Genomic DNA, 22,530 nt, shown 5'->3' on the forward strand with positions numbered 1-22,530 from the left:
GCACCCACAGTAGGGGATGTGTTGCTTTTAGGATTGCGCGGTCTCCCGCGAACGCTGCCGCTCCTCGCGCTCCAGCTCAGCCCTGTAGCTATGGGCGTCCGTCTCGGAATGGAACATCCCTACCAGCAAATCCTGTTGATGCACGTCCCAGATCCGGATACCGGCGGCAATGCCTTCGTGGGACATGTGGGCGTCGTCGCGTTCAGTTACTTTCACAGTCATCTTGCAAGCTCCAATCTCTGTTATCTGCAGCAAGGCGTGTGCAGGACTTTGTTATAGGTTTGGATAGCGTGCTAAGTAAATGCCCCGGTTCGTTAAGAAGATTTCATGGGAAGTGCAACAATCCTGCAGGCCTGGCGGTGCGCGGCATTCGGTCGCAGGTGGCGTTCATGAAGAAGGTTTCATGTTGCCAGGCGTGAGCGCAAATAAAACCTGTGGGAGCGAGCTTGCTCGCGATAGCAGTGTGTCAGTTGATAGTGGAGTTGGCTGATCCGGCGCTATCGCGAGCAAGCTCGCTCCCCCAGGGTTCTGCGGTGGGGATGAAGTCTTGGCAAATAAAAAGCCCCGCATCGGCGGGGCTTGTTGTTATTGTCGTCGATCAGCTGCCCTTCACAGCCTTGCCGTTGACCGTACCGTCCTGGAGCATGATGTTGTACTCCTTGCCGTCGGTCTCGACCTGTTGCAGGCGCACCAGCAGGTAGTCCCAGTCCTTGGCGAACCAGAGCACGGTGATGCGCTTGCTTTGTGTCGGGTCGCGCACGCGCTCGACCTTGATCGCATCGATCTGGCCGGCCTTGGTGTCGACCTTCTCCGAGCCCAGGACGCGGAAGTCATAGGTATCGATCTCGCCATCGTCCACGACCTGGTAGCTCATGCTTTTCTTGCCGGCGGCCACGTCATGCTGCAGGGCCAACTGGTAAGTGGATTTGTCGACCATGCCACGGTTGAGCGGCAGCTTGACTGCGTCACCGCGATCGGTGCCGGTGACCATCTTGGTGTTCCAGTCGAAGTCCAGGTCGGCCTTCTTGGCCTTGCCCAGGCCACCGCGTTCGAAGTGGTAGGACTGTGGCAGCAGGGTGTCCTTGTCCAGGGTCAGGGTACTTTCTTCGGTCAGGCTGGCGATCATCATCGAAGCCTTGAAGCTCAGCTTCCAGGTGCCGTTGGCTTCCTTGGTCAGGCTGCGCTCGGCAGTGCCGCTCATGGGCAGCTGCTTCCAGTCGGCGGTGTAGCTGGCGGAGAACGGTTGAAGGTCTGCGGCCTGTGCCAGGGGCAAGGCAAGCAGAGCGCAAGCGAAGAGCAGGGCGCGACGCATAAAATCTCCTAGTATCGAATCAAATGGCCGCTGGCGGCGAGCAACTGGCCGTCCAGTGAGGCACCGCGATCGTCGAGGGTCAGCCTTCCTTCGGCAAACCAACGCACGGCCATCGGGTAGATCTGGTGCTCGCGGGCGTGAACCCGTTGCGCCAGGCTTTGCGGCGTGTCGTGCAACTCTACCGGTATTACTGCCTGTACGACCAGTGGTCCGCCATCGAGTTCCTCGGTGACGAAGTGCACAGAGCAGCCGTGCTCAGTGTCTCCGGCCTCCAGCGCGCGCTGGTGAGTGTGTAACCCTTTGTATTTGGGCAGCAGCGACGGGTGGATATTGAACAGGCGGCCCTGGTAGTGACGCACGAAGCCAGCGCTGAGGATGCGCATGAAACCAGCGAGTACGACCAGTTGCGGATTGAAGGTGTCGATCTGTTCGATCAGCGCGGCGTCGAAGGCTTCGCGGCCCTCGAACGCCTTGTGATCCAGGACGCGGGTGTCGATGCCTGCGTCCTTGGCACGTTGCAGGCCGTAGGCATCGACGCGGTTGGAAATCACCGCGCGGATACGGACCGGGCTGTCGCCGGTCCGTGTGCTGTCGATCAAGGCCTGCAAGTTACTGCCGGTGCCGGACAGCAGCACCACCACGTCACAGGTTGCGGACATCAGTGCGCCTTAAGGTTTTGCAGCTCGACTTGTGCAGCGCCTTCCGCCGCGGTGGCGATCTGGCCGATGACCCAAGGCTGCTCGCCGGCTTCACGCAGGACGTTCAGGGCGGTCTCGACGTGCTCCTGGGCCACGCAGATGACCATGCCCACGCCGCAGTTCAGCACGCGGTGCATTTCGGTTTCATCGACGTTGCCTTTCTCTTGCAGCCAGTCGAACACGGCCGGGCGGGTCCAGCTCGCCACGTCGACCACGGCCTGGGCGCCTTTTGGCAGCACGCGCGGGATGTTGTCCAGCAGGCCACCGCCGGTGATGTGGGCCATGGCCTTGACGGCGCCGGTGTCTTTGATCAGCTTGAGCAGCGGCTTGACGTAGATACGGGTCGGGGCCATCAGCAGGTCGGCCAGCGGCTTGCCGTCGAGCTGGGTGTTTTCAATGTCGGCACCCGAGACTTCGATGATCTTGCGGATCAGCGAGTAGCCGTTGGAGTGCGGGCCGGAGGACGGCAGGGCGAGCAAGGCATCGCCGGCGGCGACTTTCGAGCCGTCGATGATCTCGGCTTTCTCCACGACGCCGACGCAGAAGCCGGCCAGGTCGTAGTCTTCGCCTTCGTACATGCCGGGCATTTCAGCGGTTTCGCCGCCGACCAGGGAGCAGCCGGACAGTTCGCAGCCGGCGCCGATGCCGGTCACGACCTGGGCGGCGGTGTCGACGTTCAGTTTGCCGGTGGCGTAGTAGTCAAGGAAGAACAGCGGCTCGGCGCCGCAGACCACCAGGTCGTTCACGCACATGGCCACCAGGTCGATGCCGATGCTGTCGTGCTTGTTCAGGTTCAGAGCCAGGCGCAGCTTGGTGCCGACGCCATCGGTGCCGGAGACCAGGACCGGTTGCTTGTAGCCGGCCGGGATCTCGCAGAGGGCGCCGAAACCGCCCAGGCCGCCCATGACTTCCGGACGCGCAGTGCGCTTGGCGACGCTCTTGATGCGTTCGACCAATGCTTCACCGGCGTCGATGTCTACACCGGCGTCCTTGTAGCTCAGGGAGGGTTGCTTGCTCATGATCCAGGCCTTTAGGGGGGATTTCTGGGTAACGACCGACGCCGGGGCCATTGAATAACCGTTGTACGAATTATTCCGGGAGCCCAGCCATTGCCGGTCTGCGAAGGCGCGCGATTTTATCAGGCTTGAGGGGCAGCGGCCATCCTCGCGCCGACGGGCAGGGACATAATCCACGGAAAAAAACCGATATTTCTTATATTGGTACTGCGCAACGCCTCTGTATAAGGTGTAGCGGTAACCGGTTATGGTGATGATCGTGCGAAACTTCCACCGGGCGTGTGAATGTTTTGCCGGGTGCTGTGGTCACAGCCATGCTCAATCTTCTTCACACGGCCTGTTCCAGCCGTTATGTCCGGGAATCTTCCATGCGTTTGTTCAAATTCTTGTCCGTGGGCTGCTTGTCGCTGATCAGCCTGGCGAGCCATGCCGAAACCGTCAATGGCCTCTATCAAGTGCTCGAACCGGTCACCAGCCAGACGCCGGAGGAGCGCAACCAGGCGACGCTGCGCGCCCTGGATACGTTGGTGCTGCGCCTGACCGGCGACGCCAAGGCGGCCCAGAATCCCGGTTTGGCGGCCATCCGCCAGGACCCGCAACAGATCATTCTTCAATATGGCTACGACGCCGGCCCGCCGGAAAGCCTCAAGGTGGACTTCGACCCGGCGAGCACCGACCGGGCGCTGCGCTCGGCAGGCTTGTCGCTGTGGAGCGCGAACCGGCCATCGATCCTCGGTTGGTGGCTGAGCGATTCGGCCGAAGGCTCCAGCCTGGTGGGCGATGGCCAGGCCAGCGCCACCCCGCTGCGGCGTGCTGCACAGCATCGGGGCCTGGCACTGCACCTGCCGCTGGCGGATTTGAGCGAGCAGATCGTCGCCACCGCGCCGAACCTGGAAGGCAGCGACCCGGCACCTTTGCGTGATGCTTCGGAGCGCTACGCGACGGACGCCTTGCTGGCGGTCCATGCCAAGGAAGAGGGCGGACAGTGGCAAGGCACCTGGCGCCTGTGGCTGGGGGACCAGCGCGAACAGGGTACCGCCCAGGGCGCAAATCCTGCGGCCCTGGCCGATGCGGTCATGCTCGCGGTGAGCCAGCGCCTGGCGCCGCGTTTCGTCGCCAAGCCGGGCGTGGCCACCGAGCAACTGCTGGAAGTGCAGGGCATGAACCTGGAGCGATACGCGGCGCTGGGGCGTTTGCTCGAACCGTTCGGTGGGCAGTTGCAGCGGGTCGAAGGAGACCGGATCGTCTATAAGGTCAACGGCAGCGCCGAGCAACTGAAGGCGCAATTGGCCCTGGCTAAATTGCAGGAAATTCCAGCAGGCGAGGCTGTGGCGCCGGTGCCTGAAGCACCGACCGCTGCCGATGACTCGGTCCCGGTTGCAACACCTGCGCCTGCACCGGCCGCCAACTTGCGGTTCCGCTGGTAGGTTGTCTTTCTTTATATAGCTAGGAGTGGTTCATGGGCGATACGCGGCGTTGGTTCTGGTTGGGTGGGGTCGCCCTGCTGTTCGCGTTTATCTATCTGCTGCACCCGATCCTCACGCCGTTCCTGGTTGCGTTGCTGCTGGCCTACCTGTTCGACCCGGTGGTGGATCGCCTGGAAAAACTCGGCCTGTCGCGGACATGGGGCGTGGTGACGGTCTTTGCATTGTTCACCTTGATCGTGGTCGCGTTGCTGCTGGTGCTGATCCCGATGCTCGCCAAGCAACTGCTGCGCTTGTACGAATTGGCGCCGCAGATGCTCGACTGGTTGCAGCACAGCGCGGTGCCGTGGGTGCAATCGAAACTGGGGTTGGCCGACGGCTTCTGGAAGTTCGACAAGGTCAAGGCCGCTATCAGCGAGCACATGGGCCAGACCACCGACATTGTCGGCGTGGTGTTGAGCCAGGCCACGGCTTCGAGCCTGGCGCTGATCGGCTGGCTGGCGAACCTGGTGCTGATTCCCGTAGTGGCCTTCTATCTGCTGCGGGACTGGGACTTGATGATGGCGAAGATTCGCAGCCTGCTGCCGCGTCATCGCGAAGAACGCATCATGACCCTGACCGGCGAATGCCATGAAGTGCTGGGGGCGTTCGTGCGCGGGCAACTGCTGGTGATGGTGGCCCTGGGTTTCATCTATGCGGCAGGGCTGATGCTGGTCGGACTGGAACTGGGACTGTTGATTGGCTTGATCGCCGGACTGGCGGCCATCGTCCCGTACATGGGCTTTGTGATCGGTATTGGCGCGGCATTGGTCGCCGGGTTGTTCCAGTTCGGCGGCGACTTGTACCCGATGGTTGGCATCGTGGCGGTGTTCATGGTCGGGCAGGCCTTGGAGGGCATGGTACTGACGCCGCTGTTGGTGGGCGACCGCATTGGCCTGCATCCGGTGGCGGTGATCTTTGCGATCCTGGCGGGGGGCGAGTTGTTCGGCTTCACCGGGGTCCTGCTGGCGCTACCGGTGGCGGCGGTGATCATGGTGCTGGTGCGGCATATGCATGATCTGTACAAGGATTCAGATATCTACAGTGGCGTCGAAGACCCCGACCTATAGGGCAAATCACGGGGCGGAGCGTCAGGGAAACTGACGCTCCGCGCCCTTGTCGCTGCAAACCTTTGATTTTGCTCGTGGTCCGGCGCATTGTGCGGTCCGCGTCACGGGTATAAACTTTGCGCACTTTACACAGAGGCCACTAACGGTTCCCGAGGAACTGTTCAGTCAGCATGAAACCGATTCAGCTGCCCCTAGGTGTGCGTCTGCGTGATGACGCCACCTTTATCAATTACTACCCAGGCGCCAATGCCGCTGCACTCGGCTATGTCGAGCGGCTTTGCGAAGCCGACGCCGGCTGGACCGAAAGCCTGATCTATCTATGGGGCAAGGACGGGGTAGGGCGCACGCACCTGTTGCAGGCCGCGTGCCTGCGGTTCGAGCAACTGGGCGAACCGGCGGTGTACCTGCCATTGGCCGAGTTGCTTGATCGCGGCGTCGAAATCCTCGACAACCTTGAACAGTACGAACTGGTGTGCCTGGACGATCTCCAGGCCGTGGCCGGCAAGGCTGACTGGGAAGAGGCGCTGTTCCATCTGTTCAATCGACTGCGCGACAGCGGTCGACGCTTGCTGATCGCCGCCTCGACCTCGCCTCGGGAGCTGCCGGTGAAGCTGGCGGACCTCAAGTCACGTCTGACCCTGGCGCTGATTTTCCAGATGCGCCCGCTGTCCGACGAAGACAAACTCCGTGCCCTGCAGCTGCGCGCTTCCCGTCGCGGCCTGCACCTGACCGACGAAGTCGGGCATTTCATCCTCACCCGCGGCACCCGTAGCATGAGCGCATTGTTCGAGCTGCTCGAACGCCTCGACCAGGCCTCGCTCCAGGCCCAGCGCAAGCTGACTATTCCTTTTTTGAAAGAAACCCTGGGCTGGTAGAATCGGTCCGAATGGTGGCTCTTGGCCTGCTTTGGGCATGGCGAAACCCGCGGTCCTGCTGGGCGGCAGGCCACATGACGTTCAAAATGGGCTTAAGCGCTTAGATGTAAACGTAAAACCGAGAAGTCACATTTGCATCGATTGAATTTGCAAATGAGGTTGATAGAAGGCATAGTCTCGCCATCTTTACTACTTCAGCCACGGTCGTGCCCATGCTAAATCGCTTCGCACCCCTCGTGCCTCTCGCACTCGTTACCCTGTTGTTCGGTTGCGCTGCCCACACTCCGGTGTCCCAGCAAGCGCCCCAGCCACAGGTCCAGAACTCTGTTACTGCCCAGTCTTCCTCCGTTGCGTTCCAGGAAGAAATGGCGTCCGACAAAGAACTCGCAGCCTTCGCCGGCAGCAAGCCTTACCAGCTTCCAGTACTGGCTGACAGTATCCTGGAACGCGGCATGTCGTTGATCGGTACCCGCTACCGTTTTGGCGGTACCTCTGAAGCCGGCTTCGATTGCAGCGGTTTCATCGGTTACCTGTTCCGGGAGGAGGCCGGCATGAACCTGCCGCGTTCCACTCGCGAAATGATCAACGTGAACGCCCCCCTGGTAGCACGCAACCAGCTGGAGCCCGGTGACCTGCTGTTCTTCAGCACCAACGGTCGTCGTGGTCGCGTCAGCCATGCCGGTATCTACCTGGGTGACAACCAGTTCATCCATTCCAGCAGCCGCCGCAGCGGTGGCGTGCGGATCGACAGCCTGGGCGACAGCTACTGGAACAAGACCTTCATCGAAGCCAAGCGCGCCCTCGCCATGGCACCGACTGTGGTCACTGCTCGCAAGTAAGCACACAGTTTGTAAGGCAAACTTAAAGTCTTACTTGAAGTTTGCCATATAGCCGCTAGAATCCTTGATCATTGATTGATGGCAATCCGCCTGCGTACTCCGCAGGCGGATTTGTTTTCATGCCCACGGCAGAAAAGCCGCATCCAGATCAGGATTGTTCTGCATATGTCGACGTCGGCCCGCCTCGCGCTCATTTTCCTCGCCGCACTGCTCAGTGCATGTGCCAGCCGTACCCCGCCGCCAGCACCCGTGCGGGCACCGGTGGTCTTTGCTCCCGCGCAAACCTTTTCCCCAGCGGCTGAAGATGTATTGTTCCGGGCCCTGGGCCTGGTGGGCACGCCTTATCGTTGGGGCGGCAACACGCCGGATTCGGGCTTCGATTGCAGTGGCTTGATCGGTTATGTATACCGCGACGCCGCCGGCATTGCCTTGCCACGGTCCACGCGGGAAATGATCAGCATGCGGGCGCCAGAAGTGGGTAAGGACGCGTTGCAGAGCGGTGACCTGGTGTTCTTCGCCACCAATGGTGGTTCCCAGGTCAGCCACGCCGGGATCTATGTCGGCGAAGGGCGCTTTGTCCATGCGCCGGCCACGGGCGGCACGGTCAAGCTCGACAGCCTGTCCAAGGCTTATTGGCAGAGGGCCTATCTGGGCGCCAAGCGTGTGCTGCAACCGGAGCACCTGGCGCGCAATCCCTGACGATTGAGTTTTTGCGCCGCAGGAGCGCTCTTGTGGCGAGGGAGCTTGCTCCCGCTGGGTTGCGCAGCAGCCCCAAGCTTTTAGCGGTTGCTACGCAACCGAGCGGGAGCACGAGCCCTCGCCACGGGGATCGGTTTCAGCCCTGTTTTTTCGACACCCGCCAAATCTTGTTCCCCACATCATCAGCCACCAACAACCCACCCTGCTTGTCGATCACCACGCCCACTGGCCGGCCTTGGGCTTTTTCGTCGGCGTCCAAGAAACCAGTCAGCACATCCACCGGTTGTCCCACCGGTTTGCCGTCGTTGAACGGTACGAAAATCACTTTATAGCCACTGTGGGGCTTACGGTTCCAGGAACCGTGCTGGCCGATGAAAGCCCCTTCGGTAAACGGGGCGGGCAGGGTGCTGCCCTCGGCGAAGGTCAGGCCCAATGAGGCCGTGTGCGGTCCGACGGCGTAGTCCGGGGCGATGGCCTTCGCCACCAGGGCAGGGTTCTGCGGTTCGACCCGGGCATCGACGTTTTGCCCGTAATAGCTATAAGGCCAGCCATAAAAGGCGCCGTCCTTGACCGAGGTGATGTAGTCCGGCACCAGATCGCTGCCGATCTCGTCCCGCTCGTTCACCGCCGTCCAGAGCGCACCACTGCGCGGTTCCCAAGCCAGGCCGTTGGGGTTGCGCAGGCCTGAGGCGAAAATCCGGTGCTTGCCGCTGGCACGGTCCACTTCCCAAATGGCGGCGCGACCTTCCTCGGCCTCCATGCCATTTTCCCCGACGTTGCTGTTCGAGCCGGTGGTGACGTACAGCTTGCTGCCGTCGCGGCTGGCAATCACATTTTTAGTCCAGTGGTGGTTGAGGGTGCCGCCGGGTAGATCGACGACCTTGGTTGGCTGTGCATTGATTTGCGTGTCACCCTCTTTGTAGGGGAAGCGAATCAACCGGTCGGTATCGGCCACGTACAGGTCATTGCCCACCAGGGTCATGCCGAACGGTGAGTTGAGGTTTTCCAGGAACACCGTACGGGTTTCGGCGATGCCGTCGTGGTTGGCGTCGCGTAACAGCGTGATGCGATTGGGGCTGGGCACCCCGGCACCGGCGCGGCCCATGACTTTTTTCATCACCCACCCACGGATGCCCTTGGAATCGTCCGGCTTGGGCGGGGCATTGGTTTCGGCCACCAGCACATCGCCATTGGGCAACACATAGAGCCAGCGCGGATGATCCAGCCCTTCCGCGAAGGCGCCCACTTGCAGGCCTTGGGCCGGGGTTGGCTTGGCGCCTTGCGGCCAGCCGATGGCTTCGGCGATGTTGACGGTGGGGATCAGGGTCTTGTTCGGTTCGGGCAGTTTCGGTGCAGGGCCAGTGCCGTCGGAGACTTGCAAGGTGGACGATTCGCCACAAGCGACAAGCCCGGCGGCAAGGGCGACGATCAGAAGGTGAGGTGGCTTGAGCATGCTGGCGTCCCTATGAATGCATGTGGTTATTCATAGAGGAGCGTAGACGCGCGATGGTTCAACTGTGGGTAGGCCATCCCGCCAGCCAGGTCCCTGTGATTTTGTGATTGCTGAAAATCCACTGTGGGAGCGAGCTTGCTCGCGATGGCGGTGCATCAGCCTGTGTTGATGTTGACTGGCACACCGCTATCGCGAGCAAGCTCGCTCCCACATGAGGTCACCTCGCGGTTTCTTGCTGAACGAATCAACCATGGGCCTGCTTGAACAGCACCGCGATACCAGGATGGTACTGCCCGGCTTCGTTGCGCAATTTGCGATAGGCGTAAGGGAAGTACCAGGCCACGGCGCAGGTATTTTCTTTCTGCAGGTCGTCGATCATGTCCTGCAGCTCTTCGGGCGTGGCGCTTTGCTGGGCTTTTTGCGGCGAGACGAACAGGCAGCCCAGCTTCAGGTCGCTGGCGTAGCTGATGCGCTTGGCATCGCTGGTGGCTTCGAGCAGCGGTTGGGTCAGGTTCAGGTTGTTGACCTTGGGCCAGCGTTGGGTGGCCTGGATGAAGGCGCGTTCCTCCGTGCTGGCGATGAACAGGTCGGCGCTGACGTTACGTTCGCCTTCTTCGTTCTGCTTGCGGGTCGGGGCGTTCTGCAGCGTGACCATTTCGGCCATCCAGGCAGCGGCCGACAGCAAGCCAAGGTTGGCCCGTTCATCGAACCAGTAGGGCGTGTCGTTATCGCCGCGCACGGCGTTGTAGCGGTCGATACAATCAAACCAGCGTTCCAGCAGCGGGCGCAGGAATTCCAGCTTTGGATTGCTGATGAGCATGCCTTGCATGTTTTTGCCCTCTTGTTCTTGTGATATCGGGTCGTGATGCCTATTTGATATCACTTGCCGTAGCGTGGCACAAGATTGACGTCACTTTATTGATCGTGGCCAATGTTCCGTGCACGAGCCATGGCGGCTTTAATTGACGCTCCACCCCCAACCCTCTAACCTTCGCCGCTTGTTTCAGGTGCTCTGTGACCGCGTTCGACAGAGTGAAACAGGGAAGCCGGTGAGTGCACACGAACCCGGCGCTGCCCCCGCAACGGTAAATGAGTCAACGCTGCGTACAGGCCACTGTGTCGGATGACATGGGAAGGCGCGCAGCCAGGCACCACGCCGCTCATGAGCCCGGAGACCGGCCTGATCCATCCAACGGCATCACGGTGGGCGATGCCAGGCTTGTTGCCGTCTTTTTTGTGCCCGCCCGCCGTTATCCAATCCCCCTGCGGAGGCTCCCCCATGACCGACTCCCTCATCACCGATACGTCTGATCGCGACGAACGCCACCTGGCGCGCATGCTGCGCAAGAAAGCCGTGATCGACGAGCGCATCGCCAACTCGCCGAACGAATGCGGCTTGCTGCTGGTGCTGACCGGTAACGGCAAGGGCAAGAGCAGTTCTGCGTTTGGCATGCTGGCCCGGGCCATGGGCCACGGCATGCAGTGCGGCGTGGTGCAGTTCATCAAGGGCCGCAACAGCACCGGTGAAGAGCTGTTCTTCCGTCGCTTCCCGGAGCAGGTGCGCTTTCATGTCATGGGTGAAGGTTTCACCTGGGAAACCCAGGACCGCCAGCGCGACATCGCCGCCGCTGAAGCCGCCTGGGCCGTATCCCGTCAATTACTCAGTGATCCGTCCATTGGCCTGGTAGTGCTCGACGAGTTGAACATTGCCCTCAAGCACGGCTACCTTGACCTCGACCAGGTGCTGAGCGATCTGCAAGCCCGTCCGCCGATGCAGCATGTGGTCGTGACCGGTCGCGGCGCCAAGCCCGAGATGATCGAGCTGGCCGACACCGTGACGGAAATGGGCATGATCAAGCACGCGTTCCAGGCGGGCATCAAGGCGCAGAAAGGCGTCGAGCTGTGAGCGATGCGGCCGTGATCCGCCACTGTCCGGCGGTGCTGATCGCAGCGCCAGCCTCGGGCCAAGGCAAGACCACCGTCACCGCAGCGCTCGCCCGGTTGCATCGCAACCAGGGACGCAAGGTGCGCGTGTTCAAATGTGGCCCGGACTTTCTCGACCCGATGATCCTGGAGCGGGCCAGCGGCGCGCCGGTCTATCAATTGGACATGTGGATGGTGGGCGAGCAGGAAAGTCGCCGGTTGTTGTGGGAAGCCGCTGCTGAAGCGGACCTGATCCTCATCGAAGGGGTGATGGGACTGTTCGACGGCACCCCGTCCAGCGCCGACCTGGCGCGGCATTTTGGCGTGCCGGTGCTGGCGGTGATCGACGGCACGGCCATGGCCCAGACCTTCGGTGCCCTGGCCTTGGGCCTGGCCCGTTATCAACCTGACCTGCCATTCGCCGGGGTCTTGGCCAACCGGGTCGGCACCTTGCGCCACGCGCAATTGCTCGAAGGCAGCCTGACCGAAGGCCTGCGTTGGTACGGCGCGCTGTCCCGGGAAACCGGCATCGAATTGCCCAGCCGTCATCTCGGCTTGGTCCAGGCCAGCGAGTTGAACGACTTGGACGCGCGCCTCGACGCGGCCGCCGAGGCCCTGGCCGGCAGTTGCGAAGTGGCACTGCCGCCCGCCGTGGCGTTCGCCGCGCCTGAGGTGGTGGCCGTTGAGCCGTGGCTCGATGGGGTGCGCATCGCCGTGGCCCGTGACGAAGCGTTCGCCTTCACCTATGGCGCCAGCCTTGATCTGCTGCGGGCCATGGGCGCGCAGTTGCGCTTCTTTTCGCCGATCCATGACGGCGAACTGCCCGAGGCGGACAGCCTTTATTTGCCCGGCGGTTATCCGGAGCTGCACCACGTTGCGCTGGCCCGGAATGCGCCGATGCTGGCCGCGATCCGTGCGCACCATGCCGCCAATAAGCCGTTGCTCGCCGAATGCGGCGGCATGTTGTATCTGCTCGATTCACTGACCGACGTCGACGGCGTACGCGCCGAACTCCTGGGGTTGCTGGCCGGCGATGCGCAGATGCAAAAGCGCTTGGCGGCCCTGGCGTTGCAATCGGTGGATTTGCCGGAAGGCAACCTGCGTGGGCATACCTACCATCACTCCCTGACCAGCACCGAGCTCGAGCCGATTGCCCGTGGCCACAGCCCGAATGGCGGGCGAGGGGCGGAGGCGGTGTTCCGACAGGGGCGGATGACGGCTTCCTATGTGCATTTTTATTTTCCGTCCAATCCGCGGGCGATTGCGGCGTTGTTTGCGCCTGACCTTGAGGCCGCTATCGCGAGCAAGCTCGCTCCCACAGGGGACCCAGTGAGCTCAAGTGCATCGCTAGCCCAAGGGGACCAAGTGATCTCAAGTGCACCGCTAGCCCAAGGGGACCCAGTGATCTCAAGTGCATCGCTAGCCCAAGGGGACCCAGTGATCTCAAGTGCATCGCTAGCCCAAGGGGACCCAGTGATCTCAAGTGCACCGCTAGCCCAAGGGGACCCAGTGATCTCAAGTGCAACGCTAGCCCAAGGGGACCCAGTGATCTCAAGTGCAACGCTAGCCAATGTGGGAGCGAGCTTGCTCGCGAAGAGGCCATGACTGACAACGCCTTTACCCAGGCCGAACGCGACGCCGTCTACCGCGCCATCGCCGAGCGCCGCGACATGCGCCATTTCAGCGGTGGCACGGTGGAGCCGGCCTTGCTGCGCCGTCTGCTGGAAGCCGCGCACCAGGCCCCCAGCGTCGGCCTGATGCAGCCATGGCGATTCATCCGCATCAGCGATCGCGCCTTGCGTGGGCAGATCCGCCAACGGGTGGAAGAAGAACGCATCCGTACCGCCGAGGCCCTCGGCGAGCGCAGCGACGAGTTCATGAAGCTCAAGGTCGAAGGCATCGACGACTGCGCCGAAGTGCTGGTGGCGGCCTTGATGGAGGATCGCGAGCGGCACATCTTCGGTCGCCGGACCTTGCCGGAAATGGACCTGGCCTCGCTGTCCTGCGCGATCCAGAACCTGTGGCTGGCCTCCCGTGCCGAAGGGTTGGGGATGGGCTGGGTGTCGTTGTTCGAGCCCCAGGCCCTGGCCGACCTGCTGGGGTTTCCCGCCGGGGCCAAGCCGCTGGCGATTCTTTGCCTGGGCCCGGTCGAGGGTTTCTACCCGGCGCCGATGCTCGCCCTGGAAGGGTGGGCGCAACCGCGTCCGCTCAATGAACTGCTGTATGAAAACCGTTGGGGAACGAGCCCATGAGTGTGGCCTTGCTCAGTGCCGCCGCGGTGGCGCTGGATGCGCTGCTGGGCGAGCCCCGGCGCTGGCACCCGCTGGTGGCGTTCGGCGGTTTTGCCGATCGCATCGAACAACGCTTCAACGCCGGCGGACGCGGCTGGCGCAGCCACGGCGTGACGGCGTGGGTCATCGCGGTGGTGCCGTTGACCCTGCTCGCCACGGCCTTGTCGTGGGCGCCGATGGTGGGCTGGTTGGTGGAGATCCTGGCGTTGTACTGTGCCCTTGGCCTGCGCAGCCTCGGTGAGCATGTCGAGCCGGTGGCGCGGGCGCTGCGCAGCGGTGATCTGGACGAGGCACGCAAGCGTGTCGGTTACCTGGTCAGTCGCGAGACGGCTGAACTGGATGAAACCGCCGTGGCCCGCGCCGCCACCGAGTCGGTGCTGGAAAACGGCAGCGACGCGGTGTTCGCCGCGTTGTTCTGGTTCGCCGTGGCCGGCGCGCCGGGTGTGGTTTTGTACCGCCTGAGCAATACCCTCGACGCCATGTGGGGCTATCGCAACGAACGCTTCGAGCGCTTCGGCTGGGCGGCGGCCAAGATTGATGACGTACTCAACTACATTCCGGCGCGCCTGGTGGCATTGACCTACGCGCTGCTTGGTAAAACTCGCCTGGCGCTCAGATGCTGGCGCACCCAGGGCCCGACCTGGGACAGCCCCAACGCCGGGCCGGTGATGGCCGCCGGGGCTGGAGCGCTGGGGGTCGAGTTGGGCGGGGCGGCGGTTTACCACGGTGAACTGCACCAACGTCCGCCTTTGGGCGAAGGCGTGCCGGCGAGTGCCGATTCCATTGATCGCGGCTGGCAATTGGTCCAGCGCGGGGTATGGTTGTGGTTGCTGATTCTCTGCCTGGGAGCTGAGTTCTATGCTTGAGCACGGCGGGCGCTTGCGCAACGCAGCCCGGCAATACGGCATTGCCGAGGCCGATTGGCTCGACTTGTCCAGCGGCCTCGCGCCTTGGCCGTTCGACGTTCCGGCGATTCCTTTGCGGGCCTGGGCGCGCCTGCCGGAAACCGATGACGGCTTGGAACAGGCCGCCTGCGATTACTACGGTGCGTTGGACGTGCTGCCGGTGGCCGGTTCGCAGATGGCCATCCAGCTGTTGCCGCGCCTGCGCCGCAGCGGCAAGGTCGGCGTCCTGTCGCCCTGTTACGCCGAGCACGCCGAAGCCTGGCGCCGTAGCGGCTATATCGTGCGCGAGGTGCTGGAGGCGGAAGTGGATTTCTTCCTCGACAGCCTCGACGTGCTGGTGGTGGTCAATCCGAACAACCCCACGGGCCTGAGCCTGGCCCCGGAGCGCTTGCTGGACTGGCATGCCCGCCTGGCCCAGCGCGGTGGCTGGCTGGTAGTAGATGAAGCGTTCATGGACGTCACCCCGGCGCTGAGCCTGGCGGCGCATACCCAGTTGGTCGGGTTGATCGTGCTGCGTTCGTTCGGCAAGTTCTTTGGCCTGGCCGGGGTGCGCCTGGGGTTTGTCTTGGCTGAGCGGCGCTTGCTCAAGTTGCTCGCCGAACAAGTCGGGCCGTGGGTCGTCAGCGGGCCGACCCGGGTGCTGGGCCAGGCGTGCTTGCTGGACACCGACGCCCATGCGCGCCAGCGCCAACGCTGCGAAGCCACCAGCCAACGCCTGGCGCTGTTGCTCGAACGTCACGGCTTCAAGCCTCAGGGCGGTTGCGGATTGTTCCAATGGCTGGTCATCGAACAGGCCCAAGGGCTCCACGATTTCATGGCCCAGCGCGGCATTCTCCTGCGTCTGTTTGTGAATACCAGTAGCCTGCGCTTTGGGCTGCCGGCCGATGACAGCGAATTCCTGCGCCTCGAACAGGCTTTCGAGGCCTACGCCAAGGACAACCGATGACCACAGTGATGGTGCAGGGCACCACGTCCGATGCCGGCAAAAGTACCTTGGTCACGGCTTTGTGCCGCTGGGTCAGGCGCCAGGGTGTCGGTGTGGTGCCGTTCAAGCCACAGAACATGGCCCTCAACAGTGCCGTGACCGCCGACGGCGGCGAAATCGGCCGGGCCCAGGCGGTGCAGGCCCAAGCTGCCGGTCTCGAACCGCACACCGACATGAACCCGGTGCTGCTCAAGCCCAACAGCGATACTGGCGCCCAGGTCATCATTCATGGCCGCGCCGTCACGACCATGAACGCCGTGGCTTATCACGACTACAAAGCCATCGCAATGCAAGCGGTGCTGGCCTCTCATGCGCGCTTGAGCACGGCCTATCCGGTGGTGATGGTGGAAGGCGCCGGCTCGCCGGCGGAGATCAACCTGCGCGCTGGTGACATTGCCAACATGGGCTTTGCCGAGGCGGTGGATTGCCCGGTGCTGCTGATCGCCGATATCAATCGTGGCGGGGTGTTCGCTCATCTGGTGGGCACGCTGGAGCTGCTTTCCCCCAGCGAGCAGGCACGGGTCAAGGGTTTCATCATCAACCGTTTTCGCGGCGACATCGCCTTGCTGCAACCGGGCCTGGACTGGTTGGAAGCGCGCACTGGCAAGCCGGTGATCGGCGTGTTGCCCTACGTGATGGATCTGCACCTGGAAGCCGAGGACGGCCTCGACCGGCGCCAGATCGACAAGGCCGAGCAGGTGCTGAAAGTGGTGGTGCCGGTCTTGCCGCGCATCAGTAACCACACCGATTTCGATCCGCTGCGCCTGCACCCGCAGGTTGACTTGCAATTCATCGGCCCCGGCCAGCCGATCCCGCCGGCTGACCTGATCATCCTGCCTGGTTCGAAAAGCGTGCGCAGCGACCTGGCCTACCTGCGTACCAACGGTTGGGCGACGGCGATCCATCGTCACCTGCGCTACGGCGGCAAGCTGCTGGGCATCTGCGGCGGTTTGCAGATGCTCGGCCAGCAGGTCCACGACCCGCTGGGGCTGGAAGGCGCGGCCGGGTCCAGTGCCGGGTTGGGCCTGTTGGATTTTGAAACGACCCTGGAACACGAGAAGCAGTTGCGCAATGTGCGCGGGCGGCTGGCGTTGGAAGCGGCTGAGGTCAGCGGCTACGAAATCCACGCGGGCGTGACCAGCGGCCCGGCCTTGGAAAATCCGGCGGTGCATCTGGAGGACGGCCGTTGTGACGGTGCCCAGAGCCTCGACGGACAGGTGTTCGGCACCTACCTGCATGGGGTGTTCGAGTCGCCGGCGGCCAGTTGCGCGTTGTTGCGTTGGGCGGGGTTGCAGGATGTGCAGGCGGTGGATTATCACGGGCTGCGCGAGCGAGACATCGAGCGGCTGGCGGATCTGGTGGAGCGGCATCTGGATACCGGGATGTTGCGTGAACTCTGTGGGATCTAGGGTGGCTGGGCTGGCCCCTTCGCGAGCAGGCTCGCTCCCACAGGGGCGTTGTGTACTCAGCAGATTTCGTGTGGGCTCTGTGGAACCTAGGGTGGCTGTACTGGCCCCTTCGCGAGCAAGCTCGCTCCCACATTGGATCTCTGATGACCACGGCATTCATGTACACCCTGGATCAACTGTGGGAGCGAGCCTGCTCGCGAAGAGGCCGGCCGCAACACCGCCAATAAAAGATACCCAATGTTCCAGCATCGGATCTGCGGGTATACATAAGTCCCCTGTGGGAGCGAGCTTGCTCGCGATGGCGCCAGTCGCCACACCGCCAAATAAAAGGTAACAACCCATGCTGCAACTGATTCTCGGCGGCGCCCGCTCCGGCAAGAGTCGCCTGGCTGAAAAACTCGCCACAGACTCCCAATTGCCCGTGACCTACATCGCCACCAGCCAACCCCTGGACGGCGAGATGAACGAGCGTATCGCCCAACACCGCACCCGGCGGCCGGTCGAATGGGCGCTGGTGGAGGAACCGTTGGCGCTGGCGCGGGTACTGCAGGAAAACGCCACCAGCGATCGATGTTTGCTGGTGGATTGCCTGACCTTGTGGCTGACCAACCTGCTGATGCTCAACGATCCCGACCGGCTGGTCGCCGAGCGTGAATCGCTGCTGGACAGCCTGCCCGCGTTGCCCGGGGAGATCATTTTTGTCAGCAACGAAACCGGCCTGGGTGTCGTGCCGCTGGGCGAGCTGACGCGCCGTTACGTCGATGAAGCCGGTTGGCTGCATCAAGCCTTGGCCGAACGTTGTCAGCGCGTCGTGCTGACCGTCGCCGGCCTGCCCCTGACTCTCAAAGGTACTGCGTTATGAATCATCGCTGGTGGCTGGACCCGTGCAAGCCCGTCGATACCCAAGCGCTGGAACTGGCCACGGCCCGTCAGCAACAGTTGACCAAACCGTCCGGATCCCTGGGGCGGCTGGAATCGGTGGCGGTGCAACTGGCGGGCCTGCAAAGGCAGGTCAAGCCGAGCCTCGATCATCTGTGGATCGCGATTTTCGCCGGCGACCACGGCGTGGTAACCGAGGGCGTATCGGCCTATCCCCAGGAAGTCACCGGGCAGATGCTGCTCAACTTCGTCAGTGGCGGCGCGGCCATCAGCGTCCTGGCGCGGCAACTGGGCGCGTCCCTGGAAGTGGTCGACCTGGGCACCGTCACGCCTGCGCTGGACCTGCCCGGTGTGCGGCACCTGAACCTCGGGCCGGGCACGGCGAATTTCGCCCAGGGCCCGGCCATGACGGTGAGCCAGGGCGAGCAAGCCTTGCACGCCGGCCGCGACAGTGTGCTGCGTGCCGTCGCGGCCGGGGCGCAATTGTTCATCGGCGGCGAAATGGGCATCGGCAACACCACCGCCGCCAGCGCCCTGGCCTGCGCGTTGCTCGACTGCCCGGTGGCGCACTTGGTGGGGCCAGGCACGGGCTTGGACGCGGCGGGTGTCAGCCGCAAGGCCCAGGTGATCGAACGGGCCCTGGCGTTGCACGCTGCCCAAGGCAACGACCCGTTGCAGACCCTGTTCAACCTCGGCGGCTTTGAAATCGCCGCGTTGGTTGGTGCGTACCTGGCCTGCGCCCAGCAAGGGGTGGCCGTGCTGGTGGACGGCTTCATCTGCAGTGTCGCGGCCTTGGTGGCGGTGCGCCTCAATCCGGCGTGCCGGCCATGGTTGCTGTTCGGCCATCGCGGCGCCGAACCGGGCCATCGCCACGTGCTGGAAACCCTCGGCGCCGAACCGCTGCTCGACTTGGGCTTGCGCCTGGGCGAGGGCAGTGGCGCGGCGTTGGCGGTACCGCTGTTGCGCCTGGCCTGTGACCTCCACGGGCAGATGGCGACGTTTGCCGAAGCGGCCGTGGCGGATCGCCCGGCATGACCTTGCGCCTGGACCTGCTGCGTCACGGCGAAACCGAATTGGGCGGCGGCTTGCGTGGCAGCCTCGACGACGCCTTGACGGCCAGGGGCTGGGAACAGATGCACGCGGCGGTCGAGCTAGGCGGGCCCTGGGATCGCCTGGTGAGTTCGCCCTTGCAGCGCTGCGCCCGTTTCGCCGAACAACTCGGCGCCCGGCTCAACGTGCCGGTGCACGTGGACAAAGACCTGCAAGAGCTGCATTTCGGCGCCTGGGAAGGGCGTAGCGCGGCGGCGTTGATGGACACCGATGCCGAGGCGCTGGGCCGGTTTTGGGCCGACCCTTATGCCTTCACGCCGCCTGAAGGCGAGCCGGTGCTGGCGTTTTCCAGTCGTGTCCTGGCGGCGATCGAACGCCTGCACGCGACCTACGCCGGCCAACGGGTCTTGCTGGTCAGCCACGGCGGCGTGATGCGCCTGCTGCTGGCCCAGGCCCGAGGCCTGCCTCGGGAGCAGTTGCTCAACGTCGAAGTGGCCCATGGCGCGCTGTTTTCCCTGACGGTGTCGGCCGGTTCAGTGCTCGAAGAGGTGCTTTGAACATGTTGCCGTTCTGGATCGCCCTGCAATTTCTCAGCAGCCTGCCGGTGCGCCTGCCGGGCATGCCCGAGCCCGAACAACTGGGCCGTTCGCTGCTGTGCTATCCCGTGGTGGGGCTGTTGTTTGGTGTCCTGCTGTGGCTACTCGATGCACTGCTGCTGGGTACACCGTCGCTGCTCCATGCCGCACTGTTACTGACAGCGTGGGTGCTGCTCAGCGGCGGCCTGCACCTCGATGGCCTGGCCGATAGCGCCGACGCCTGGCTCGGCGGTTTCGGTGATCGCGAGCGCACGCTGCTGATCATGAAAGATCCGCGCAGCGGGCCCATCGCGGTAGTCACCCTGGTGTTGGTGCTGTTGCTCAAGTTCACCGCGCTGGTGGCGTTGATCGAGCAGGGGCAAACGTTGGCCTTGATCATTGTGCCGGTGCTGGGACGTGCGGCGTTGCTGGGTCTGTTCCTGACCACGCCTTACGTGCGGGCTGGCGGCCTGGGTCAGGCGCTGGCCGATCATTTACCTCGGCGCGTGGGTTGGTGGGTGTTGTTGACGTGTGCGTTGGGCTGCGTGCTGGCAACGGGATGGGCGGCCGCTAGTGCATTGGCGGTTGCCTTCGCGGTATTCGTCGGCCTGCGACGGATGATGCTGCGCAGGCTCGGGGGCTGCACCGGGGATACGGCTGGGGCGTTGGTGGAGGTGCTTGAGGTGGTGGTGTTGGTGGGGGTGGGGTGCTGGTGAGGAACAAAAACCGGGCGCCCCTGTGCAGATAACCACCTGTCAACTCTGACAGTTTCGCCCTATCCAAAAAAAGCGCTTACTTCTCGCCAGTGCAGAACGACGGGAAGCGTCTGGGTAGTGCCCGCTAATAATCGGTCTGCTTTCTCAAGCTGAAGCATCATGGGCGTCCATGGCTTCACGTTAGAAGACGGAGAGCGACAACATGGCAGGTTCATATAACAAAGAGCAGTCTACCTCGAATGCAAGCGGATCCGGCGGAGCGGGTCCGCGCGACGTCCAGGCGCCGGTTGTGCAGCCGCCTCCGCTACCAGGGTTGCCGGTGGGGCTTATTAGCAGGCCAAACCTTGATACGGGTCTGACCACCACAATCACCACCTGGGACGGTGCTGATCCGAAAGGTGAGGAGGAGCAAATTCGACTGCAGTGGACCCGGGCGCAGAGTGATGAATGGACGACGTTGCAAGAACATACTTTTACAAGTGTCGATCCCTGGACGCCGTTGGTTTTTAACATTCCCCCCGATTTCTTGTTGGATCCGGAGCATGAAGGACCTATCGACCTCCGATACCTGCATATGAACTTCGTTGGTACCCCAGACGAATCGCCGCGAACGCTCATCCACATCGACAAGACTCCGCCCAATTCTGGCTCCATTCCGGGGAAAATGATATTCGATGTCGAACCGCCGATCACCGATGCAACGTTTGGTACGGATGATTATCTGGAAGCGACAATTCCGCCGTGGACGGGCGACAGAACCGATGTGCGAGTCGCGTACGGCTGGATAAAGGGTGTGCTGCCTGAGGATCCAGCGGATATTGATCTGATCGGTCCGGTGCCCATCGATCTGACTGGCAACAGAGTCGTGCGCATTCCCAAGGAAAAGTTCGTGAACGCTGGAGATGGCCTATGCTGCGGCGGTTACGTCTTGCTCGACAAGGCCGGCAATATCAGCTACCTGTCTGAATATGAGCTTATGTCGGTTGCGCTCGGTCCCTTGCCTCCTAAACCCTTGAACGCACCCACGGTGGCGGATGCGACGGGTGGGGAGCTGTTGCGTTCGGATGTTATCGGCGGGCAGGTGCTCGTTAATGTCCCCCGTGTCCCCAATGGCAAGTCAACCGATAGAGTTGTCGTTAAATGGGGCACCAAGGACGTCACGCCGGGAACGCCTCTAGGCGGCAACCCAACGGGCGGGATCAACATCCCCGTGCCTTGGGCGATTCTCTGGACCGAATATGGCAGCACCACGACGGGCGGGAAGGATACGCCAGTTTCCTACACGGTGCTGCGGGGTGCAGAACCTTTTGGCTCAAATGAAGTCACCGTTCGATGCAACTTTTCCGGCACCGGGCCAATCAACCCAGACCCGGATCCCGGCAACGACCTGCTGGAAGCGGTCACGGTTGTGGGCAAGTCGGGTGTCGACAATGAACTGGAGGCCGGCGACGAAAACGAGCCTGTCAAAGCCAAGATCGAACTGGTCGCGCCCCTGACCGATGGCGACACGTATCAAGTCATGTGGAATGGCAACCCCATTGGCGATCCCTATGTGATTGACGTCGCTGATGACACGGCGGGGGATATCATCGAGATTGACCTCGATTGGGACACCATCCGTTACGAAGGCCCTAGCGATGCCATGCCGGTCTGGTACGTGTTGACCAACGTGGCCCATGAAAACCCGCAAGAGCCTAAAGAACGCACCGCGGTCAAGATCGATTTCCTGGTGCAAGCCTTGCCCCCAGCCGAACCGCTACACACCGTCAACAACAACCTGACCTGTCTGTCATTGCGTTATGAGGGGGACAAATATGGCTTCCAGTACAGGGTCCCGCCGAGCCGTTTTTTGCAGGTAGGCGACGATGTCGAGGTGGTGTGGAAGGCCTATACGAACTACAGCAACCCGGTGGAGGTACCCAGCGCCGGCAAAACTGTGACGTTCCAGAATGTCACGCAAGAGCAAGTCACCAACGGAATTACGTGGCTCATCGAACCCTACGCGGATCATATCCTGCCCACCTGGTCGAGATCTTTCCCGTTAGGCAAAGGCGAAGTGAGCTACAGGATAATCGGAAAAGGTTATCGGCCTACACCCAGCGATAACCGGGTGGGACTATCCCAGGGCGAGACCAGCTGCAACGTGCCGCCGCCTAAGAATTCTTGAGCGGGGGGCACTCAGGGATGCCAGACGGGACATGGAAGTGCCCAACAAATGCGGGTCACGTGGGCTGCAATGCATAGAGAAACTGTGGTGAGGGAGCACGCTCCCTTGCCATTTGCAACTGCTTGACGGATCGGCGTGAGACAGGCCAGCGAGCGTACCCTATGGCTTGTTCATCGTTTGTGTCGGTGGGTTTCGGAATAATCCT

General features: G+C 62.7%; 21 protein-coding genes, 1 pseudogene and 1 riboswitch. Of the genes and pseudogenes, 16 read left to right on the forward strand and 6 right to left on the reverse strand.

Going from position 1 to position 22,530, the window contains the following annotated elements:
• Positions 1 to 27 precede the first annotated feature (27 nt).
• From ACIPQ1_RS14835 to purM, 4 genes are all read right to left on the reverse strand, one after another.
• Positions 28 to 222: a hypothetical protein gene (locus ACIPQ1_RS14835; protein WP_186707017.1), complete on the reverse strand. Its 195-nt coding sequence runs from the start codon at positions 220 to 222 to the stop codon at positions 28 to 30.
• A gap of 376 nt (positions 223 to 598) precedes the next feature.
• On the reverse strand, positions 599 to 1,312 hold the full coding sequence (locus tag ACIPQ1_RS14840) for a DUF3108 domain-containing protein (protein ID WP_186707016.1): 714 nt from the start codon (positions 1,310 to 1,312) through the stop codon (positions 599 to 601).
• A gap of 8 nt (positions 1,313 to 1,320) precedes the next feature.
• Positions 1,321 to 1,971, reverse strand: a complete 651-nt coding sequence (gene purN, locus ACIPQ1_RS14845) for a phosphoribosylglycinamide formyltransferase (protein ID WP_446534355.1) — start codon at positions 1,969 to 1,971, stop codon at positions 1,321 to 1,323.
• Positions 1,971 to 3,029: a phosphoribosylformylglycinamidine cyclo-ligase gene (gene purM, locus ACIPQ1_RS14850; protein WP_186728786.1), complete on the reverse strand. Its 1,059-nt coding sequence runs from the start codon at positions 3,027 to 3,029 to the stop codon at positions 1,971 to 1,973. Before purM ends, purN begins: the two co-directional genes overlap by 1 nt.
• A gap of 365 nt (positions 3,030 to 3,394) precedes the next feature.
• Here purM and ACIPQ1_RS14855 point away from each other — a divergent pair, with 365 nt between their 5' ends.
• From ACIPQ1_RS14855 to ACIPQ1_RS14875, 5 genes are all read left to right on the forward strand, one after another.
• The gene (locus ACIPQ1_RS14855; protein WP_446534356.1) at positions 3,395 to 4,453 is read left to right on the forward strand and encodes a DUF2066 domain-containing protein; all 1,059 of its coding nucleotides are present in this window, start codon (positions 3,395 to 3,397) and stop codon (positions 4,451 to 4,453) included.
• A gap of 32 nt (positions 4,454 to 4,485) precedes the next feature.
• A complete protein-coding gene (locus ACIPQ1_RS14860; RefSeq protein WP_186707013.1) occupies positions 4,486 to 5,559 on the forward strand; it encodes an AI-2E family transporter in 1,074 nt (357 codons plus the stop codon).
• Between the two features lie 170 nt (positions 5,560 to 5,729).
• The gene (gene hda, locus ACIPQ1_RS14865; protein WP_003178999.1) at positions 5,730 to 6,434 is read left to right on the forward strand and encodes a DnaA regulatory inactivator Hda; all 705 of its coding nucleotides are present in this window, start codon (positions 5,730 to 5,732) and stop codon (positions 6,432 to 6,434) included.
• A gap of 212 nt (positions 6,435 to 6,646) precedes the next feature.
• Entirely contained in the window at positions 6,647 to 7,273 is a 627-nt protein-coding gene (locus ACIPQ1_RS14870; RefSeq protein WP_411385389.1) for a C40 family peptidase, read from the forward strand.
• A gap of 165 nt (positions 7,274 to 7,438) precedes the next feature.
• A complete protein-coding gene (locus tag ACIPQ1_RS14875; protein ID WP_250964185.1) occupies positions 7,439 to 7,972 on the forward strand; it encodes a C40 family peptidase in 534 nt (177 codons plus the stop codon).
• A 136-nt stretch (positions 7,973 to 8,108) separates the two neighbouring features.
• On the opposite strand, the gene ACIPQ1_RS14880 is transcribed toward ACIPQ1_RS14875, so the two are convergent.
• On the reverse strand, positions 8,109 to 9,425 hold the full coding sequence (locus tag ACIPQ1_RS14880; protein WP_411385388.1) for a PQQ-dependent sugar dehydrogenase: 1,317 nt from the start codon (positions 9,423 to 9,425) through the stop codon (positions 8,109 to 8,111).
• A gap of 244 nt (positions 9,426 to 9,669) precedes the next feature.
• A complete protein-coding gene (locus ACIPQ1_RS14885; protein WP_186707009.1) occupies positions 9,670 to 10,254 on the reverse strand; it encodes a hypothetical protein in 585 nt (194 codons plus the stop codon).
• 159 nt (positions 10,255 to 10,413) lie between these two features.
• Positions 10,414 to 10,623, forward strand: a riboswitch (cobalamin riboswitch).
• An 81-nt stretch (positions 10,624 to 10,704) separates the two neighbouring features.
• On the opposite strand from ACIPQ1_RS14885, the gene cobO reads away from it, so the two are divergent.
• From cobO to ACIPQ1_RS14940, 11 genes and pseudogenes are all read left to right on the forward strand, one after another.
• Positions 10,705 to 11,331, forward strand: coding sequence for a cob(I)yrinic acid a,c-diamide adenosyltransferase (gene cobO, locus ACIPQ1_RS14890; protein ID WP_189656241.1), 627 nt, complete (start codon positions 10,705 to 10,707; stop codon positions 11,329 to 11,331).
• Positions 11,328 to 12,689: pseudogene (locus ACIPQ1_RS14895) on the forward strand (cobyrinate a,c-diamide synthase); the annotation flags it as partial. The gene cobO and the pseudogene ACIPQ1_RS14895, both read left to right, overlap by 4 nt.
• A gap of 260 nt (positions 12,690 to 12,949) precedes the next feature.
• A complete protein-coding gene (gene bluB / locus ACIPQ1_RS14900) occupies positions 12,950 to 13,600 on the forward strand; it encodes a 5,6-dimethylbenzimidazole synthase (protein ID WP_446534357.1) in 651 nt (216 codons plus the stop codon).
• On the forward strand, positions 13,597 to 14,505 hold the full coding sequence (gene cbiB / locus ACIPQ1_RS14905) for an adenosylcobinamide-phosphate synthase CbiB (protein WP_446534358.1): 909 nt from the start codon (positions 13,597 to 13,599) through the stop codon (positions 14,503 to 14,505). Before bluB ends, cbiB begins: the two co-directional genes overlap by 4 nt.
• Entirely contained in the window at positions 14,498 to 15,490 is a 993-nt protein-coding gene (gene cobD / locus ACIPQ1_RS14910) for a threonine-phosphate decarboxylase CobD (protein WP_250964179.1), read from the forward strand. Before cbiB ends, cobD begins: the two co-directional genes overlap by 8 nt.
• Complete coding sequence (locus tag ACIPQ1_RS14915; protein ID WP_446534359.1) at positions 15,487 to 16,938, forward strand: cobyric acid synthase; 1,452 nt, start codon at positions 15,487 to 15,489, stop codon at positions 16,936 to 16,938. Before cobD ends, ACIPQ1_RS14915 begins: the two co-directional genes overlap by 4 nt.
• A 340-nt stretch (positions 16,939 to 17,278) precedes the next feature.
• Positions 17,279 to 17,800: a bifunctional adenosylcobinamide kinase/adenosylcobinamide-phosphate guanylyltransferase gene (gene cobU, locus ACIPQ1_RS14920; protein ID WP_446534360.1), complete on the forward strand. Its 522-nt coding sequence runs from the start codon at positions 17,279 to 17,281 to the stop codon at positions 17,798 to 17,800.
• Positions 17,797 to 18,852, forward strand: a complete 1,056-nt coding sequence (gene cobT / locus ACIPQ1_RS14925) for a nicotinate-nucleotide--dimethylbenzimidazole phosphoribosyltransferase (RefSeq protein WP_446534361.1) — start codon at positions 17,797 to 17,799, stop codon at positions 18,850 to 18,852. Before cobU ends, cobT begins: the two co-directional genes overlap by 4 nt.
• Complete coding sequence (gene cobC, locus ACIPQ1_RS14930) at positions 18,849 to 19,424, forward strand: alpha-ribazole phosphatase family protein (RefSeq protein ID WP_446534362.1); 576 nt, start codon at positions 18,849 to 18,851, stop codon at positions 19,422 to 19,424. Before cobT ends, cobC begins: the two co-directional genes overlap by 4 nt.
• 2 nt (positions 19,425 to 19,426) lie before the next feature.
• On the forward strand, positions 19,427 to 20,158 hold the full coding sequence (locus ACIPQ1_RS14935) for an adenosylcobinamide-GDP ribazoletransferase (RefSeq protein WP_446534363.1): 732 nt from the start codon (positions 19,427 to 19,429) through the stop codon (positions 20,156 to 20,158).
• Between the two features lie 202 nt (positions 20,159 to 20,360).
• Positions 20,361 to 22,325: a hypothetical protein gene (locus tag ACIPQ1_RS14940; protein ID WP_446534364.1), complete on the forward strand. Its 1,965-nt coding sequence runs from the start codon at positions 20,361 to 20,363 to the stop codon at positions 22,323 to 22,325.
• Positions 22,326 to 22,530: the final 205 nt, after the last annotated feature.

This window comes from Pseudomonas sp. LARHCG127, from assembly GCF_052871455.1.